At 69.1% G+C, this 15,967-nt stretch carries 16 protein-coding genes; 11 read left to right on the top strand and 5 right to left on the bottom strand.

What is annotated here, in order from left to right; genetic code table 11:
- The first annotated feature begins 54 nt into the window (after positions 1-54).
- From AC5JOC_RS05750 to AC5JOC_RS05765, 4 genes are all read left to right on the top strand, one after another.
- Entirely contained in the window at positions 55-1,887 is a 1,833-nt protein-coding gene (locus AC5JOC_RS05750) for an ABC transporter ATP-binding protein (protein WP_426737200.1), read from the top strand.
- Positions 1,884-3,704: an ABC transporter ATP-binding protein gene (locus AC5JOC_RS05755; protein WP_192004692.1), complete on the top strand. Its 1,821-nt coding sequence runs from the start codon at positions 1,884-1,886 to the stop codon at positions 3,702-3,704. Before AC5JOC_RS05750 ends, AC5JOC_RS05755 begins: the two co-directional genes overlap by 4 nt.
- 94 nt (positions 3,705-3,798) lie before the next feature.
- The gene (locus AC5JOC_RS05760; protein WP_123539688.1) at positions 3,799-4,476 is read left to right on the top strand and encodes a LuxR C-terminal-related transcriptional regulator; all 678 of its coding nucleotides are present in this window, start codon (positions 3,799-3,801) and stop codon (positions 4,474-4,476) included.
- Positions 4,469-6,247 carry a sensor histidine kinase gene (locus tag AC5JOC_RS05765; RefSeq protein WP_192004693.1) on the top strand — a complete coding sequence of 593 codons (1,779 nt, stop codon included), beginning with the start codon at positions 4,469-4,471 and terminating at the stop codon, positions 6,245-6,247. The genes AC5JOC_RS05760 and AC5JOC_RS05765 overlap by 8 nt, the downstream gene beginning before the upstream one ends.
- A gap of 16 nt (positions 6,248-6,263) precedes the next feature.
- Here AC5JOC_RS05765 and AC5JOC_RS05770 read toward each other — a convergent pair whose 3' ends face one another.
- Complete coding sequence (locus AC5JOC_RS05770) at positions 6,264-6,584, bottom strand: MGMT family protein (RefSeq protein WP_064296644.1); 321 nt, start codon at positions 6,582-6,584, stop codon at positions 6,264-6,266.
- A 4-nt stretch (positions 6,585-6,588) separates the two neighbouring features.
- Positions 6,589-7,041: a GNAT family N-acetyltransferase gene (locus AC5JOC_RS05775; protein ID WP_079705295.1), complete on the bottom strand. Its 453-nt coding sequence runs from the start codon at positions 7,039-7,041 to the stop codon at positions 6,589-6,591.
- A gap of 281 nt (positions 7,042-7,322) precedes the next feature.
- Between AC5JOC_RS05775 and AC5JOC_RS05780 the strand changes: the two genes are divergently transcribed.
- The 4 genes from AC5JOC_RS05780 (at position 7,323) to AC5JOC_RS05795 (ending at position 11,888) form a co-directional block, all read left to right on the top strand.
- The gene (locus AC5JOC_RS05780; protein WP_079705296.1) at positions 7,323-8,537 is read left to right on the top strand and encodes an NADP-dependent isocitrate dehydrogenase; all 1,215 of its coding nucleotides are present in this window, start codon (positions 7,323-7,325) and stop codon (positions 8,535-8,537) included.
- A gap of 149 nt (positions 8,538-8,686) precedes the next feature.
- Positions 8,687-10,024, top strand: a complete 1,338-nt coding sequence (locus AC5JOC_RS05785) for an ABC transporter substrate-binding protein (protein ID WP_137242131.1) — start codon at positions 8,687-8,689, stop codon at positions 10,022-10,024.
- Positions 10,021-10,974 (top strand): carbohydrate ABC transporter permease, encoded by a 954-nt coding sequence (locus tag AC5JOC_RS05790; RefSeq protein WP_370582582.1) that lies wholly within the window; start codon positions 10,021-10,023, stop codon positions 10,972-10,974. Before AC5JOC_RS05785 ends, AC5JOC_RS05790 begins: the two co-directional genes overlap by 4 nt.
- Positions 10,975-11,063: 89 nt before the next feature.
- The gene (locus tag AC5JOC_RS05795) at positions 11,064-11,888 is read left to right on the top strand and encodes a carbohydrate ABC transporter permease (RefSeq protein WP_228498429.1); all 825 of its coding nucleotides are present in this window, start codon (positions 11,064-11,066) and stop codon (positions 11,886-11,888) included.
- A gap of 68 nt (positions 11,889-11,956) precedes the next feature.
- Here the strand turns inward: AC5JOC_RS05795 and AC5JOC_RS05800 are convergent, their stop codons facing one another.
- A complete protein-coding gene (locus AC5JOC_RS05800; RefSeq protein WP_064296639.1) occupies positions 11,957-12,370 on the bottom strand; it encodes a hypothetical protein in 414 nt (137 codons plus the stop codon).
- A 265-nt stretch (positions 12,371-12,635) separates the two neighbouring features.
- Here AC5JOC_RS05800 and AC5JOC_RS05805 point away from each other — a divergent pair, with 265 nt between their 5' ends.
- Both AC5JOC_RS05805 and AC5JOC_RS05810 read left to right on the top strand, forming a co-directional pair.
- Positions 12,636-13,541, top strand: a complete 906-nt coding sequence (locus tag AC5JOC_RS05805; RefSeq protein WP_494245736.1) for an ROK family protein — start codon at positions 12,636-12,638, stop codon at positions 13,539-13,541.
- On the top strand, positions 13,534-14,313 hold the full coding sequence (locus AC5JOC_RS05810; RefSeq protein ID WP_191940656.1) for a glucosamine-6-phosphate deaminase: 780 nt from the start codon (positions 13,534-13,536) through the stop codon (positions 14,311-14,313). Before AC5JOC_RS05805 ends, AC5JOC_RS05810 begins: the two co-directional genes overlap by 8 nt.
- A gap of 4 nt (positions 14,314-14,317) precedes the next feature.
- Here AC5JOC_RS05810 and AC5JOC_RS05815 read toward each other — a convergent pair whose 3' ends face one another.
- Together AC5JOC_RS05815 and AC5JOC_RS05820 are read right to left on the bottom strand one after the other, a co-directional pair.
- Positions 14,318-14,641, bottom strand: coding sequence for an AzlD domain-containing protein (locus tag AC5JOC_RS05815; protein ID WP_494245739.1), 324 nt, complete (start codon positions 14,639-14,641; stop codon positions 14,318-14,320).
- Positions 14,638-15,327 carry an AzlC family ABC transporter permease gene (locus AC5JOC_RS05820; protein ID WP_159878013.1) on the bottom strand — a complete coding sequence of 230 codons (690 nt, stop codon included), beginning with the start codon at positions 15,325-15,327 and terminating at the stop codon, positions 14,638-14,640. The genes AC5JOC_RS05815 and AC5JOC_RS05820 overlap by 4 nt, the downstream gene beginning before the upstream one ends.
- 66 nt (positions 15,328-15,393) lie before the next feature.
- Between AC5JOC_RS05820 and AC5JOC_RS05825 the strand changes: the two genes are divergently transcribed.
- A complete protein-coding gene (locus tag AC5JOC_RS05825) occupies positions 15,394-15,966 on the top strand; it encodes a helix-turn-helix domain-containing protein (protein WP_191940659.1) in 573 nt (190 codons plus the stop codon).
- The last annotated feature ends 1 nt before the right edge of the window (position 15,967 follow it).

Here is a 15,967-nt window from a genome sequence, read left to right on the forward strand (position 1 = left end):
CCATCATTCCGTCGGTGATCGACGTCACCGACACTCTCGCAAGGAATCCTCGCAATGACTCCGCTCGGCGATGAACGCCGTCCTGTCCAACCGCGTCAGAGCACCTTCCGTGCCCTGATGCGGATCTACCCGTTCGCGAAGACGGCCATGCCGCGGATCGTGCTCGGCATGGTCGCCGCGCTCGTCGCCGGCCTGGTGGCGCTCGCGATCCCGCTCGTGCTGCAGGCCCTCGTCGACGGCCCGCTCTCGACCGGCGACTCCTCGCAGATCTGGCCGGCGGTGCTCGTGGTCCTCGCGCTCGGTGTCCTCGAGGCGGTCATGATCGCGCTGCGCCGCTGGTTCGTCCTGACTCCTGGGACGCACGTCGAGGCGCGGATGCGCAATGCGCTGTTCGCCAAGCTGCAGGACCTCCCCGTGACCTTCCACGACCGCTGGCAGAGCGGGCAGCTGCTCTCGCGCGCCGTCAGCGACCTCGGACTCATCCGCCGGTGGATCTCGTTCGGCTTCGTGCTCCTGATCGTCAACGGTGTCACGATCGTCATCGGTGCGGTCATCCTGTTCACCTGGAACTGGCTGCTCGGACTCATCTTCATCGCGCTCGCCATCCCCGTGTGGGTGTTCGGGTTCACCTTCGAGGGGCGGTACTCGGTGATCGCCCGGCGCAGCCAGGACCAGGCCGGTGACCTGGCGACCGCCGTCGAGGAGTCCGTCCACGGCATCCGGGTGCTCAAGGCGTTCGGTCGAGGCAAGCACGCCCTGCGGAGCTTCGCGTCGCGCGCCGAGGACCTGCGGGGCACCGAGATCGAGAAGGCGAAGGCCATCGCGGGGATCTGGTTCTGGCTGGTCCTGTTGCCCGACGTCGCCTTCGCGCTCTGCCTGTTGGCGGGGGTCTGGCTCGCGTCGATCGGCGAACTCACCGTCGGTCAGCTGTTCGCCTTCTTCGCGACGGCCACGATCCTGCGGTTCCCGATCGAGTCGATCGGCTTCCTGCTCGCGATGACCTTCGACACCCGTACGGCGACCGACCGGTATTTCGAGGTCATCGACTCGGTCAACACGATCACCGACCCCGAACACCCCGAGCGCATCCGTGAACCGCGTGGTGAGCTCGTGTTCGAGGACGTGCACTTCCGCTACCAGGACGCACCCGACCGCTACGCGGACGTGGTGAACGGCGTCGACCTCCGGCTCGAGCCGGGGGAGACCATGGCACTCGTCGGTCTGACGGGCTCCGGGAAGTCGACCATCACGGCACTGACCACCCGCCTGTACGACGTCACGGGCGGGCGGATCCTGCTCGACGGGGTCGACATCCGCGCGCTCACCCGGGAGGACCTGCGCCGGCACATCGCCATGGCGTTCGAGGATGCGACCCTCTTCTCGGCGAGTGTCAAGGAGAACGTCCTCCTCGGGCGGGACGACATCGACCTCGACTCCGCGGAGGCCGATCGGATCCTGCACGAGGCGCTCGACATCGCCCAGGCCGGGTTCGTCGACGAACTGCCGAACGGTGTGGAGACGTTGGTCGGTGAAGAGGGGCTCAGCCTGTCCGGTGGGCAGCGTCAGCGGCTCGCACTCGCGCGTGCGGTGGCCGCGCGGCCGGAGGTGCTCGTGCTGGACGATCCGTTGTCGGCGCTCGACGTCGACACCGAGGCGCTCGTCGAGGCGGCACTCCGCCGAGTGCTCGCCTCCACCACGGCCCTGATCGTCGCCCACCGGCCGAGCACCGTCACCCTGGCGGACCGCGTCGCCCTCCTGGAGGACGGTCGCATCACCGCCGTGGGTCGCCACAGTGAGCTGTTGCAGCACAACGCCCATTACCGCTACGTGATCTCGAGTCTGGAAGACGACGAACGAGAGTCCAACCGCCAGGAGGTGAACCTGTGACCCCGCCGACGACCGTCCACGGAGTGGAGGGTGAGGAGCGCGACGACCTCACCCGTGACGAGTCCGCGCACATCCGGCGCCGTTCGCTGCGCCTGCTCGGATCGCTGCTCGCGCCCCTGCGCCTGCGCGTGATCGCCGCCATGACCATCGTCGTGGTGTCGACCGCCGCCCAGGTCGCCGGGCCCGCGCTGATCGCCATCGGCATCGACCGGGCCCTCCCGGCCGTCCTGGAACGCGCCGACTGGATGCCGGCCTTCCTCGTGGTCGGCGCGTACCTGCTGACCGGCGCCGCCGGTGCGACGCTGATCTCCTGGTACACCGTGCTCGCCGCTCGGATCAGCCAGGCGATCCTGATCGACCTGCGGAAGCGCGTGTTCCTGCAGACACAGCGGCTCAGCCTCGACTTCCATGAGAGCTACACCTCGGGTCGCATCATCTCCCGGCAGACGAGCGACCTCGACTCCATCCGCGAGCTGCTCGACTCCGGCATCAACCAGCTCGTGTCCGGCGTGCTGTACATGGGGTTCACGGCCGTGGCCCTCGTCCTCGTGGACTGGGTCAGCGGGCTGGTGCTGCTCGGGTCGCTCATCCCGCTGTTCGTGCTCACGCGCTGGTTCCAGCTCCGCTCGCAGCGGATGTTCCGCGAGTCGCGGGTCCGGTCGGCGAAGCTCATCGTGTTCTTCGTGGAGGCGATGACCGGCATCCGCGCCGTGAAGGCGTTCCGGAAGGAGCGGCGGAACGAGCGCGCGTTCGGCGAGCTCGTGGAGCAGTACCGCGACACCAACGCCCGGGTCATCCAGCTGTTCGGGGTGTTCGATCCCGGACTGGTGTTCATCGGCAACGTCTCCGTCGCCGTGGTGCTCCTCGTCGGCGGGTTCCGCGTCGCGGACGGACAGCTCGCGATCGGAGCGCTGCTCGCGGCGCTCCTCTACACGCGCCGGTTCTTCGACCCGATGGAGGAGATGGCGATGTTCTACAACTCCTACCAGTCGGCCGCGGCGGCACTCGAGAAGATCTCCGGCGTGCTCGAGGAGCGTCCCGGGGTGCCCGACCCGGTCGCGCCGGTCGACCTGTGGACGTCGCAGGGACGGATCACCTTCGACGACGTGACGTTCGCGTACGCCGCCGACCGGGTGGTGCTCCCGAAGTTCGACCTCGAGATCCCCGCAGGGCAGACCATCGCGCTCGTCGGCACGACCGGTGCGGGCAAATCGACGCTCGCGAAGCTCATCAGTCGGTTCTACGACCCGACCGACGGTGCGGTGCGCCTCGACGGCATCGACCTGCGCGACCTGCACCCGAAGGACCTCCGTCGGGCGATCGTCATGGTGACGCAGGAGGCGTACCTGTTCTCCGGCTCGGTCGCCGACAACATCGCGTTGGGCAAGCCCGACGCGACGATCGAGGAGATCACCGCCGCAGCGAAGGCCGTCGGCGCGCACACCTTCATCGAGGCGCTGCCGAACGGCTACGACACCGACGTGAACAAGCGCGGTGGTCGGGTCTCGGCCGGCCAGCGGCAGCTCCTGTCGTTCGCACGGGCGTTCCTCGCGGATCCGGCCGTGCTGATCCTCGATGAAGCGACCGCTTCGCTCGACATCCCGAGCGAGCGACTCGTCCAGGAGGCGCTGCAGACCCTGCTCGCGGACCGTACCGCGATCATCATCGCGCACCGGTTGTCGACCGTCGCGATCGCCGACCGGGTGCTCGTGATGGAGCATGGCCGGGTGATCGAGGACGGCGCGCCCGCGGAGCTCATCGGCGGGACGGGTCGGTTCGCCGCGATGCACGCCGCCTGGCGGTCTTCGGTCGGCTGACCCGGACCGCGCAGGCGTGTCCACGGGGTCCTCCGGTGACGGAGTGACCCCGTGGGCACTACACCTCGTCTCGTCGACCTGCCACAATGAGCGGATGACCAGTCTGGAACCGCGTTCGCTGCGTGTCGCCGTCGCGGACGACGCGGTGCTCCTCCGTGAGGGTGTCGCGCAGATCCTCAAGGCGGGTGGTCACGACGTGGTCGGCTCGTTCGGCTCGGCGGTCGACCTGGTCGATCGCATCGACGCGGGGCTGCAGCTCGACGCCGTCGTGCTCGACATCCGGATGCCGCCCACCCACACCGACGAGGGCATCGTCGCCCTCGAGCAGTTGCGGGCGTCGGGCTTCGCCGCCGGGGTGCTCCTGCTGAGCACCTACGCCGTGCCGTCCTACGCGGTCCGCGCGCTCGGCTCCGGTGGTGGCACCGGTTACCTGCTGAAGGATCGCGTCGCCGACTCCGGGACGCTCGTCGACGCCGTGGAGCGCGTGGCGGCGGGTGAGTCCGTCGTGGATCCCGAGGTCGTCTCCCTCCTCGTCGCGGAGCGGACCCGGTCGGACGGTCTCGACCACCTCACGGAGCGGGAACGTGAAGTCCTCACCCTCATGGCCGAGGGGCGGTCGAACTCCGGCATCGCGAAAGCGCTGGTCGTCAGTCTGAAGACCGTCGAAGCACACATCAGCCGCATCCTGGCCAAGCTCGGACTCGAGGACTCTCCGGCGGACCACCGCCGCGTCCTCGCGGTCGTGCGATGGCTGGAACACACGGATGGCTGACGGTCGCCCACACGGACGGGCGACATCGCTGCCGATCCCGGCACCGGCCGGCCGCGGTCGACTCCCGTGGCCGTTGCGACTCGGCATCCTGCTCGCCGCCGCGCTCGTGTGCGTCCTGTCGGTCGTGTTCGGCGTCGTCCAGCCGGGCGTCGCCGACGGCAACGGTCTGCCCTGGTTGGTGGGCCACCTCGCGGCGCTGGTGGCGGCGGGGCTGATCTGGTGGCTGGCTCCGACGGCCACTCCGGGGTGGGTGATCGTCGGGTACGCACTGGCCGAGACGGCCTACATGTGGGCGTACGGCGTCGACGCGGGCTGGCTCTGGCCGCTCCTCATGTCGATCTCCGTGCTCCCGGGGGTCGCGCTGGTGTGGCTCGCGCTGGCCTTCCCCGCCGGGCGGCTGCGGCGCGGCTTCGATCAGCGGCTCGTCATCACCGCATCGGTCTACCTCGTCACCTATGCGATCGTGACGCTCCTGGTGACGCCGAACCACGTGCTCGACGCGAGCCACGAGCGGAGTCGGTACGCCGTCCTCGCCGCCGGAGACGTGGCCGACGTGCTCGGTCGGGTCCATGCGGGTGTCATGGGGGCCTTCGCGGTCGTCGTCGCGGGTGTCGTGCTGCTGCGATGGGCGCGGAGCAGCGGAGCGGCCAGACAGGTGGCCTTCATCATGCCGGTCGCGTTCGTGCTGTGGCTCGTCATCGGGGTGGCGTGGTCCCTCGTCCGCCTCGGGGGATGGCCGGAGCACCTCCGGCTTTTCGTCGAGGACCTCAACGCGTTCTCGGTGGTGCTCGTTCCCGCGGCGTACGCGACGGGTCTCATCCGGATGCGGACGATCCGCGCCAGGGCCGTCGACCTGGTGCAGACCGGACAGCTGAGCGAGACCGGCCACGACCGCTGGGACGGTGCGGTGAAGACCGTCCTCGGCGACCGCACCGCCCGGCTCGTCTGGCCGGGATCGCAGCGGACCACCGACCGGGACCCACGCGGTCGGGCGATGTCGAGCGTCGGCGATGCGGACGCGCCGCTCGTGTACATCGAGCACGACGCGGCACTGCTCGACAACCCGCAGTTGCTCCGGTCGGTGTCGGCGTCGCTGCGCATCATGATCGACAACGAACGACTCACCGCTGAACTCCGCCACTCGTTGCGGGAGGTGAGCCGATCGCGGTTGCGCATCGTGCAGGCGGCCGACGAAGCGCGACGGCGGGCGGAGCGAGACCTGCACGACGGCTCGCAGCAGCAGCTGTTCTCCGTCGCCCTGCGACTCCGGATGGCGAGCGACGCGGCACGCGCCGACGGCCAACTCGCCCTGGCCGACGGCCTCGAGACCACCATCGATCAGCTCGCGAGCGCCATCAAGGAGCTCCGCGAGCTCGCCCGAGGACTGCATCCGGCGCTCCTGGCCGAGGGGGGACTGGTGCCGGCGATCGCCGAACTCGGGCGCCGGTGCACCGTCGTCACCAGGGTCACCGTCGAGCTGCGCGAGCGGCCCGGGCAACTCATCGAGGCGACCGTCTACTACGTCGTCTCGGAGTGCCTGGCCAACGTCACGAAGTACTCCGGGGCGTCCAGCTGCGAGGTGGTCGTCTCCGACGACCCCGACGGCGGGCTCCGGGTCGTCGTTGCGGACGACGGGGTCGGCGGTGCCGATCCTGCGCGGGGGAGTGGGTTGCGCGGCCTCGCGGACCGGGTCGACGCCGTGGGCGGGACGATGCGCGTCGAGAGCCCGGTCGGTGCCGGGACGGTCGTCTCGATCCACCTTCCCGGCTGATCGGGCGCGAATCCGGTCAGTACAGCAGCGCCTCGCGGCCCAGGCGGTATCGCCCGCCGCTCATCGGGACGATCGGTGTGCCTTCGGCCTCGTAGTGCTCGAGCGCGCGATCCTCGTGCCCCGTCGGAGGGAGACCGCCCGACCGGACGACTCGCCACCAGGGCACGGCATGCCCGTACTGCGCCATCACGCGACCGACGCCACGAGCCGACTTCGACCCGATGATCGACGCGACCTGGCCGTAGCTCAAGGCGCAACCCTCGGGGATGTCGGCGACGACGGCCAGTACGGCCTCGGCGAACGCCTCAGCCGAGTCCGTCGGTGACGACCCGCTCACGGCCTCAGAGACTGATGCTGCCGATGGTCTCGCCGTACTGGGTCTCGCCGACGGGGGTGAACCCGACGCGGAGGAAGAACGCCTCGGGACCGAGATCACCGGGCTCGTAGATGACGTTGACGTGGTCGAAGTCACGCTGCTTGGCCTCCTCGATGAGCGAGGCCACCGCGAACCGGCCGACGCCCCGGCCCTGGTCGTCGGCGTCGACGTTGATGCGCCACAGGGCGGAGCGGAACTCCTCCTGCGTCGACTCGTGGTCGAAGTTGGCGGAGATGAAGCCGACGACCTCGTCGCCGTCGAGGATGACGCGCTGCCAGGAGGTGGCGGGGTTCACGACCGCGGCGGCGACCGCGTAGGACACCGGGGCGATGAACTGCTCCTGCCCGGGTTTCATGGTGAGCGCGTTGACCGCCACGATCGTCGATGCGGACAGTTCTTCCAGACGCAGCTCAGCCATGTCCTTAGGCTAACCGGTCGAGCCGACCGCGGATAGTCCGGCCCCCGGGCGACACGCGGTGACCGCCGACTTCCACGGCCGACCCACAGCTGGGGTCGGGGACGGAACCAGGCCATCCGCAACTGTCTCGATGTCAAGAGACCTGGCGGGTCTTGTAAGCTAGGGCGTGGCCGTGCCGTCCACCTTTCGGATGCGGTCTCCTCCATGCCATGCGGAGCACTCCACCGCGTGCGCACCTCCGTAGGCCGCTCGGCTCAGGGCGGCATCAGAAAGGACAACCAGTGTCGAAGATCAAGGTCGAAGGCACCGTCGTCGAACTCGACGGCGATGAGATGACTCGCATCATCTGGCAGTTCATCAAGGACTCGCTCATCCACCCCTACCTCGATGTGAACCTCGAGTACTACGACCTCGGCATCGAGAAGCGTGACGAGACGGACGACCAGATCACGATCGACGCCGCGCACGCCATCCAGAAGCACGGCGTCGGCGTCAAGTGCGCGACCATCACCCCCGACGAGGCCCGTGTCGAGGAGTTCGGTCTCAAGAAGATGTGGCGGAGCCCGAACGGCACCATCCGCAACATCCTCGGCGGCGTCATCTTCCGCGAGCCCATCATCATCTCGAACATCCCGCGTCTCGTGCCCGGGTGGAACAAGCCGATCATCATCGGCCGCCACGCGTTCGGCGACCAGTACCGCGCGACCGACTTCCTGTTCAAGGGCGAGGGCAAGCTCACGGTCGAGTTCACGCCCGACGACGGCTCGGAGCCGCAGAAGTTCGAGGTCTTCCAGTCGCCCGGCGACGGCATCGCGCAGGTGCAGTACAACCTCGACGCGTCGATCCGCGACTTCGCGCGTGCGAGCCTCAACTACGGCCTGAACCGCAACTACCCGGTGTACCTCTCCACGAAGAACACCATCCTCAAGGCCTACGACGGCCGGTTCAAGGACATCTTCCAGGAGATCTTCGACGCGGAGTTCAAGGAGCAGTTCGAGGCTGCCGGCATCACCTACGAGCACCGACTCATCGACGACATGGTCGCCTCGGCCATGAAGTGGGAGGGCGGTTACGTCTGGGCCTGCAAGAACTACGACGGCGACGTGCAGTCCGACACCGTGGCGCAGGGCTTCGGCTCGCTCGGTCTCATGACGAGCGTGCTGGCCACGCCCGACGGCAAGATCGTGGAGGCGGAGGCCGCACACGGCACCGTCACGCGCCACTACCGCCAGCACCAGCAGGGCAAGCCCACGTCGACGAACCCGATCGCCTCGATCTTCGCGTGGACCCGTGGCCTGCAGCACCGAGGCGTGCTCGATGGCAACCAGGAGCTCATCGAGTTCGCGGCGACCCTCGAGGACGTCGTCATCAAGACGGTCGAGTCCGGCGCCATGACGAAGGACCTCGCGCTCCTCGTCGGCCCCGACCAGGCCTACCAGACGACCGAGGAGTTCCTCGAGACCATCTCGGCGAACCTCAAGGCACGCCTGGCCTGATGACGTCGGCCTGACCGACACCAGCACCACACGGACGGGGTCCGGGAGCACACGCTCCCGGGCCCCGTCCGCCGTTCGGGTCTCGACGTCGGTCCGGACGGTCGTGTTAGCGTCGATGGACCACCTCGACGACGAAGTGAGGACCATCGATGTCACCGATGACGAGAAGACAGTTGCTCGCCTGGGCTGCAGCGGGCGGTGCGACCGCGCTCCTGGCGGGCTGTTCCACCCCGGGGACGGTGTCGCCGAACACCGGTCCGACGATCGCCCCGGCCGCCGCCGGTGAACGGATCACGCTCACGTACTGGGCCTGGTTGAAGGACCTCCAGAAGGTCGCGGACGTCTGGAACGCCGACCACCCGAACGTGCAGGTCGAGGCGGTCTGGATCCCCGGAGGCAACGACGGCGGGTATCAGAAGCTCTACTCGGCGCTCGCCGCGGGTGGTGGTCCGGACCTCGCGCAGGTCGAGATGCGGACGCTCCCCGAGTTCCTGCTCGTGAACGGGTTGGTCGACCTCCGGCGCTACGGCGCGGACGAGGTCGCGTCGCGGTACAACGAGACCCTCTGGAACCAGGTCTCCTACGTCGACGGGGTCTACGGGATCCCACAGGACTCCGGTCCGATGGCGCTCTACTACCGCCCGGACCTGCTCGACCGGGTGGGCGCGAAGCCCCCGGCCACCTGGGACGAGTGGTTCCAGGTGGCGGGTGCGGTGCGCGAGGCCGACATGTACCTGGATTGCTTCGCCCTCGACGACGCGTCGTGGTTCGCGGCCATGGCGACCCAGGCCGGCGCGTCCTGGTTCCGTGTCGACGGCGACCGGTGGATCGTGGACATGACGGACGAGGCGACCCTGGAGACGGCCAGATTCTTCGACCGGGCCATCGACGAGGGCGTCATGACCACCTCCTACAGTCAGTTCTCACCGGCCTGGTTCGCCGCTGCGGCGAAGGACTCGATCGCGTCGCTCGCCGGAGCCAGCTGGGGAGACGCCCTCCTGCAGGGCGTCTCGGGGGCCGAGGGCAAGTGGCGGGTCGCGCCGTTGCCCCGGTGGGGGAGCGAGGGGTACGGCTCGACCTTCCAGGGCGGGTCCACGGCTGCCGTCCTGGCGAACAGCGCCCACCCGAGGGAGGCGCTCGAGTTCGCCGTGTGGATGACCACGAGCGACGCCGGCATCGACGCCATGATCGAGCACTCCGGCATCGGGTGGTCGCCGAACGACGCCTACATCGGTGCCCGCCGACAGCAACCGAGCGAGTTCTTCGGTGGCCAGAACTACAACGAGGAGGTCTTCGTGCCGGCGGCCAAGGAACAGAACAACGAGTGGCAGTGGTGGCCACTCACCCAGCAGACCTTCAACATCCTCGCCGACGGGTTCCGGGCCAAGGCCTCAGGCGGCACCCTCGTGGACGCCGTGGTCCAGGGACAGCGCGACGTCATCACCGCCTTCCGCAACAAGGGCCTCCGGATCGAGGCGGCGTCGTGAGCGCCGTCACGGAACGCCCGGCGCGCGGTGTGGCGGACGACCCGTCGCGGTCAGGGGCGCAGCGCCGACGCCGGACCTCGGTCGCGGCTCCGTGGGTGCTCCTCGGGCCGTTCCTGGCGCTCTTCGTCCTCACCTTCATCCTGCCGATCATCGTCGCGATCGGCAGCAGCTTCCTCCGGGTCTCACGGAAGGGCGTCTTCGGCGAGGAAGGTGTCACGACCGAGTTCGCGTGGTTCTCCAACTACGCCCAGGCCCTGGAGAACGGCAACTTCATCGCCTCGATCGGCCGGATGCTCCTCTTCGGCGTCGTGCAGGTCACGGTCATGATCGCCCTGTGCACCCTGCTGGCGCTCCTCCTCGAGTCCGCCTCCGCGAAATGGCCGGGATTCTTCCGGGCCGTGTACTTCCTGCCCTACGGCATCCCCGGCGTGATCGCGACGATCCTCTGGTCGTTCCTCTACGTCCCGGGACTCAGCCCGATCATCGACATCGCCGGGGCGATGGGGATCGAGCTCGACTTCCTCGGCGCAGGCACCGTGCTCTGGTCCATCGCCAACATCGTGACGTGGACCTACACCGGCTACAACATGATGATCATCGTCGCCCAGTTGAAGGCCATCCCCGGCGAGGTGTACGAAGCCGCGAAGGTCGACGGCGCCGGGCCGTTCCGCGTCGCGATGAGCATCCAGCTCCCGCTCATCCGGCCGGCGCTCATCCTCACGACCGTGTTCTCCATCATCGGCACGCTCCAGCTCTTCGCCGAGCCCCAGGTGCTGCAGACCGTGTCGCCCGCGATCGACAACGAGTACACGCCGAACCTCAGCGCCTACACGACCGCGTTCGCCTACAACGACTACAACGTCGCCGCAGCGCAGGCGGTGCTCATCGCCGTTGTCGCGTTCGCGCTGTCGTTCATCTTCCTGCGTCTGACGTCGAGGAGGGCATCATGAGCGAGACCCGGAGCATCACGACCGCGACCTCGTCGAAGCGTGCCCGGCGGCTGAGCGACCAGCAGGGTCGACCCGGTGGGTCCAGGGCGATGCGGGTGCTCGTGACGGGCATCCTCGTCGTCGTCGCGGTCTACTTCCTGGTGCCGGTGTACTGGGTGGTGATCGCTGCGACCAAGAGCACCGAGGATCTGTTCGGCAGCAACGGCTTCCTCCTCGGCTCCGAGTTCTCATTGTGGTCGAACCTCCACGAGGTGCTCACCTACGACGGCGGCATCTTCGTCCGCTGGTTCGGCAACTCGGTGCTGTACGCGGGCGTGGGAGCCCTCATCGCGACGTACCTCGCCGCCGCAGGGGGGTACGCGCTCGCCAAGTACCGGTTCCGCGGGCGCAACCTCGTCTTCGGCACCATCCTCGGCGGGGTCCTCGTGCCGGGGACGGCCACCGCGCTCCCGCTGTTCCTGCTCTTCAGCCAGATGGGGCTCGCGAACACGTACTGGTCGGTGCTCCTGCCGTCGCTCGTCTCGCCGTTCGGGTTGTTCCTCTGCCGGATCTACGCCGACGCGACGATCGACGACTCGCTCATCGAGGCGGCACGGATCGACGGCGCGAGCGAGCTGCGGATCTTCCACACCGTGGGGCTGAAGATCCTCACGCCCGCGCTCGTGACCGTCTTCCTCTTCCAGCTGGTCGGCATCTGGAACAACTACTTCCTGCCGCTCGTCATGCTGTCCGACAGCACGCTGTACCCGATCACCCTGGGCCTCAACAACTGGCGGAGCCAGGTCGACCGCCTGCCGGAGTTCTACGAGCTGACGACCGGCGGCGCGCTGTTGTCGATCATCCCGTTGGCGATCGCGATGATCGTGCTGCAACGCTTCTGGCGTGGCGGGCTCACCGAGGGATCCGTGAAGTAGCCGTCGGCCCGGAGACGGCGACGGGCCCCGGATCAGCCGATCCGGGGCCCGTCGTCAGTCGTGTCGAGCTAGAGGCTGCAGGTGTTGCCGAGCGTCGTGAACTCGTCCTGGAGCTTCGTGAGTGAATCGGTGAGCCCGGTCTGGTCGACGTTCTGCGGGTCGTCGACAGCCGTCTTCGCGACGTCGATGAAGTCGTTGAGCGCCTTCACCGAGTCGTTCGCCGCGGTCTTCACCTCGTCGTTGGTGACCTTGTCGGCCGCCGCCTTGAACGTTCCGGAGAAGTCGTCGAGCTGGGTGACGGCCGCCTCAGGGTCGGAGGACAGCGAGCTCAGGCCCGACTGCAGCTGCGAAGCCGACTCCGTCACCTCGGACTGGATGAGCTTGCACGCATCCTCTTTGCTCTGGGCGCCGCCGGCACAGCCGGTGAGGAGCAGGCCCGAGACGGCGATCGCGCCGAGGAATGCTGCTGCGTTCTTCTTCATGGTGGTGTGATTCCCCCGTGTTCGGTGCCCGTGGCGGGCCCGCCCGCGCGCTGCGGGTCGGCCTCCAGGCTACCCGGTGGAGCCCGCCACCCGCAGGCGTGCGCGGCCCGATCATCGTGTGCGGTCGTCGTCGGCATGGACGCGAGCCCCGTTTATTTGTAAGCTTGGCGAACAAACCGGTGGTGCGAGCGGGTCGCACCACGGATCGAAGGAACCACAGCATGCAGACGCGCCACGACGCCCTCCGGAGACGAACCGCGTGAGGGTGGGACTCGACATCGGCGGCACGAAGACCGATGCCGTCGTCGTGACGGATGACGGCGCGCTCCTGCACCGGCTCAGGCTGGTCACCGGACGCGGTCCGGAAGCGGTCGTCGAAACCGCCGTCGAGGCCGTCAGCCGGCTCGCCGACGCCGTCGCGCGTCCGATCGACGCGTTCACGTCGGTCGGCGTCGGTATCCCCGGCCTCATCGTCCCGGGCACCGGCCGCGTGACCCACGCCGTCAACCTCGACGTGGAGGAACTCGAGCTCGGTGCGATCCTCGCCCAGCGCCTCGGGGTCCCCGTCGCCGTGGAGAACGATGTGAAGGCGGCGGCCCTCGGCGCCTGGCAGCTGCTCGACGGTTCCGGCACGATGGCCTACCTCAATCTGGGCACGGGCGTCGCCGCCGGCATCGTCACGGACGGCCGGCTCTGGCAGGGCTCGAGCGGGGTCGCCGGCGAGGTCGGGCATCTGTCGGTCGATCCGCTCGGTGACCGCTGCGGGTGCGGACAGCGCGGGTGCGTCGAGACCATGGCCGCCGGTGGTGCGGTCTCCGCCGCCTGGGGAGCCGACGTGGCGCTGCCGGTGCTCGACCTCTTCGACCATGCCGACGCCGGTGACCCGCGGGCCATCGCGCTCCGCGCACGCCTCGGTCACGGAGCGGCCGCGGCCGTCCGCATCCTGACCCTCACCGTCGACGCCGACGACATCGTCCTCGGAGGAGGACTCACCGCTCTCGGCGAGCGACTGCTCGCCGTCATCCGCGAGGCTCTGGCCGAATCCGCCGCCGGGTCTCGATTCGTCGCATCATTGCAACTGGAACAGCGCGTGCGCCTCGTGCCGACGGGATCCCCCGTCGCGGCGATCGGCGCAGCGCTCGTGGGAAGAGGAGAATCGTCGCATGGCTGAAGTCGTGATCGTGGGGGACAGCGGTGCCGCAGGCGCCCTCGTCGCGGAGGCGATCGTCGCCCTGATCGAGGAGCGTCCAGACGCCGTCCTCGGACTGGCGACGGGTTCGACACCGCTCCCCGTCTATGAGGCGCTCGCCGCACGCTCGCAGGGCCTCGACCTCTCGCAGGTGCGCGGGTTCGCCCTCGACGAGTACGTCGGCCTGCCGGCCGGGCACCCCGAGTCGTACCGTTCCGTCATCACCCGTGAGGTCGTCGAGCCGCTCGGCCTCGCGCCCGAGCGCATCCAGGTGCCGAACGGTGCGGCCGAGACCATCCAGCACGCCGGCGCCGACTACGAAGCGGCGATCCAGGCCGCCGGCGGCGTCGACCTGCAGATCCTCGGCATCGGCACCGACGGCCACATCGGGTTCAACGAGCCGGGCTCGTCGTTCGCCTCGCTCACCCGCGTGAAGACCCTGACGGAGCAGACCCGCCGGGACAACGCACGGTTCTTCGACTCGATCGACGACGTACCCATGCACTGCATCACCCAGGGACTCGGCACCATCCTCCGCGCGAGACACCTCGTCCTCCTCGCCTTCGGTGCGGGGAAGGCCGCTGCGATCGCCGCCGCGCTCGAGGGACCGCTCTCCGCGAACCTCCCCGGTTCGGCCGTGCAGCTGCACCCGCGTGCCACGGTGGTCCTCGACGAAGCGGCGGCGTCCGAGCTGCAGCACGCCGACTACTACCGCTACGCGTACGCCAACAAGCCCGCCTGGCAGGGCATCTGACGGCTCAGGCGACGCCCGCCAGGCGGAGGAGCGCCGTGGTGAGGGCTGCCGCGAGGACGATGACGACGAACGGCGCGTTCCTCCAGGCGAGGACGCCGGCCACCAGGACGCCCGAGAGTCGCGCGAATCCCGCGAACTGCTGGTCCTGGGTCAGGGCCGTGGTCGTGAGCACCGCCATGAGCAGGACGATGGCGGCGTCCGCGAGCAGCGTCTCGACCCGTTCCGAGACCTCGGTGCGGGTCCGCAGGAGTGGCCCGGCCAGGCGGAACGTGTAGGTGCCCACCGCGAGGATCAGGATCCCGACCAGCACGAGCATCGACTGGTTCATGCGGTGACCTCCGGCTTCGGCTGCTTCCGGCCGAAGCCGAACAGGAGACCGACGAGCGACAACAGGACGGGGATCCCCGCAGGGAGGAACGGCGTCGCGGCGACGGCGACGACCGCGCCGACGAGTGCGGCTCGGCGCGTCCGGCGCTCGCGGAGGGCGGGGAAGATGAGGGCGAGCAGGACGGCGGGGAACATCACGTCGAGTCCGAAGGCGTCCGTGTCCTCGATCACGGTGCCGGCGAAGGCTCCGAGTGCCGCGCCCGCCGGCCAGCAGAGGAGGATGCCGAGGCCACACGCCCAGAACGCGGCGCGCTTCCGCTCCAGGGTGTCCTGGTCGAGCGCGAAGACGACGGACTCGTCGTTGAGGAGGTGCGTCCCGAGCACGCGACGCCAGCCCGTACCGACGACCTCGTGGATCGCGAGGCCGAACGGCAGGTGACGGGCGTTCACGAGCAACCCTGCCAGGGCGGCGGTGAGCGGACTCCCGCCGGCCGCGACGATCCCGACGAACAGGATCTCCGATGCGCCGGCGAGGACGAGCAGGGCGAGCGCCAGCACGACCCAGGGCTGGATGCCCGAGTGCACGGCGACGGCTCCGTAGGAGATGCCGACCAGCCCGTCGGCGATGCAGACCAGCGCGATGGCCCGCGTGGTCGGCCGACCGAGGTGACTCCATATCGAACGCACGTACACTATATTGAACGTCGATCAAGCGTTCGTCAAATCGAACGCGTAACACTCTGGAGCGAACGCATGACGCAGCTCGAACCATCCGACGACGGAGCACCGCACGCCGCGGTCGCGGCGGCGCTGACCCGCGAGCGGCAGCGCACCGGCCTGTCACTCGCGGAGGTGGCCCGTCGAGCCGGGATCGCGAAGTCGACCCTCTCGCAGCTGGAGGCGGGGCTCGGGAACCCGAGTCTCGAGACCCTCTGGGCGCTCAGCGTCACCCTCGACGTCCCGTTCGCCCGCCTGGTCGAGCCGGTGCGGCGACCGGTCCAGGTGATCCGTGCCGGTGAGGGGCCGACCCTCGCCGCGTCCGGGGCGGACTACGTCGCGACGGTGCTGTCCGCGTGCCCGCCGAACGCCCGACGCGACATCTACCGCATCGTCGTCGAACCGGGGGAGCCGAGGCGTTCGGAGCCGCACATGCCGGGCGTCGTCGAGCACTGGATCCTCAGCACCGGTCGCGCGTCCGTCGGACCCGTCGGCGAGGAGGTCGAACTCGGACCGGGGGACTACCTCGCCCACGCCGGGGACGTGCCGCACGTCTTCGAGGCACTCGAGCCGGGTACGACCGCGGTGGTGGTCACCGAGCACGTCTGAG

The organism is Plantibacter sp. (genome assembly GCF_059073635.1).

Excerpts from the sequence above, each read along its gene's own strand:
- AC5JOC_RS05750 (WP_426737200.1), top strand. The coding sequence starts at position 55 with ATGACTCCGCTCGGCGATGAACGCCGTCCTGTCCAACCGCGTCAGAGC.
- AC5JOC_RS05760 (WP_123539688.1), top strand. The coding sequence starts at position 3,799 with ATGACCAGTCTGGAACCGCGTTCGCTGCGTGTCGCCGTCGCGGACGAC.
- AC5JOC_RS05765 (WP_192004693.1), top strand. The coding sequence starts at position 4,469 with ATGGCTGACGGTCGCCCACACGGACGGGCGACATCGCTGCCGATCCCG.
- AC5JOC_RS05775 (WP_079705295.1), bottom strand. The coding sequence starts at position 7,041 with ATGGCTGAGCTGCGTCTGGAAGAACTGTCCGCATCGACGATCGTGGCG.
- AC5JOC_RS05785 (WP_137242131.1), top strand. The coding sequence starts at position 8,687 with ATGTCACCGATGACGAGAAGACAGTTGCTCGCCTGGGCTGCAGCGGGC.
- AC5JOC_RS05795 (WP_228498429.1), top strand. The coding sequence starts at position 11,064 with ATGCGGGTGCTCGTGACGGGCATCCTCGTCGTCGTCGCGGTCTACTTC.
- AC5JOC_RS05800 (WP_064296639.1), bottom strand. The coding sequence starts at position 12,370 with ATGAAGAAGAACGCAGCAGCATTCCTCGGCGCGATCGCCGTCTCGGGC.
- AC5JOC_RS05810 (WP_191940656.1), top strand. The coding sequence starts at position 13,534 with ATGGCTGAAGTCGTGATCGTGGGGGACAGCGGTGCCGCAGGCGCCCTC.
- AC5JOC_RS05815 (WP_494245739.1), bottom strand. The coding sequence starts at position 14,641 with ATGAACCAGTCGATGCTCGTGCTGGTCGGGATCCTGATCCTCGCGGTG.
- AC5JOC_RS05825 (WP_191940659.1), top strand. The coding sequence starts at position 15,394 with ATGACGCAGCTCGAACCATCCGACGACGGAGCACCGCACGCCGCGGTC.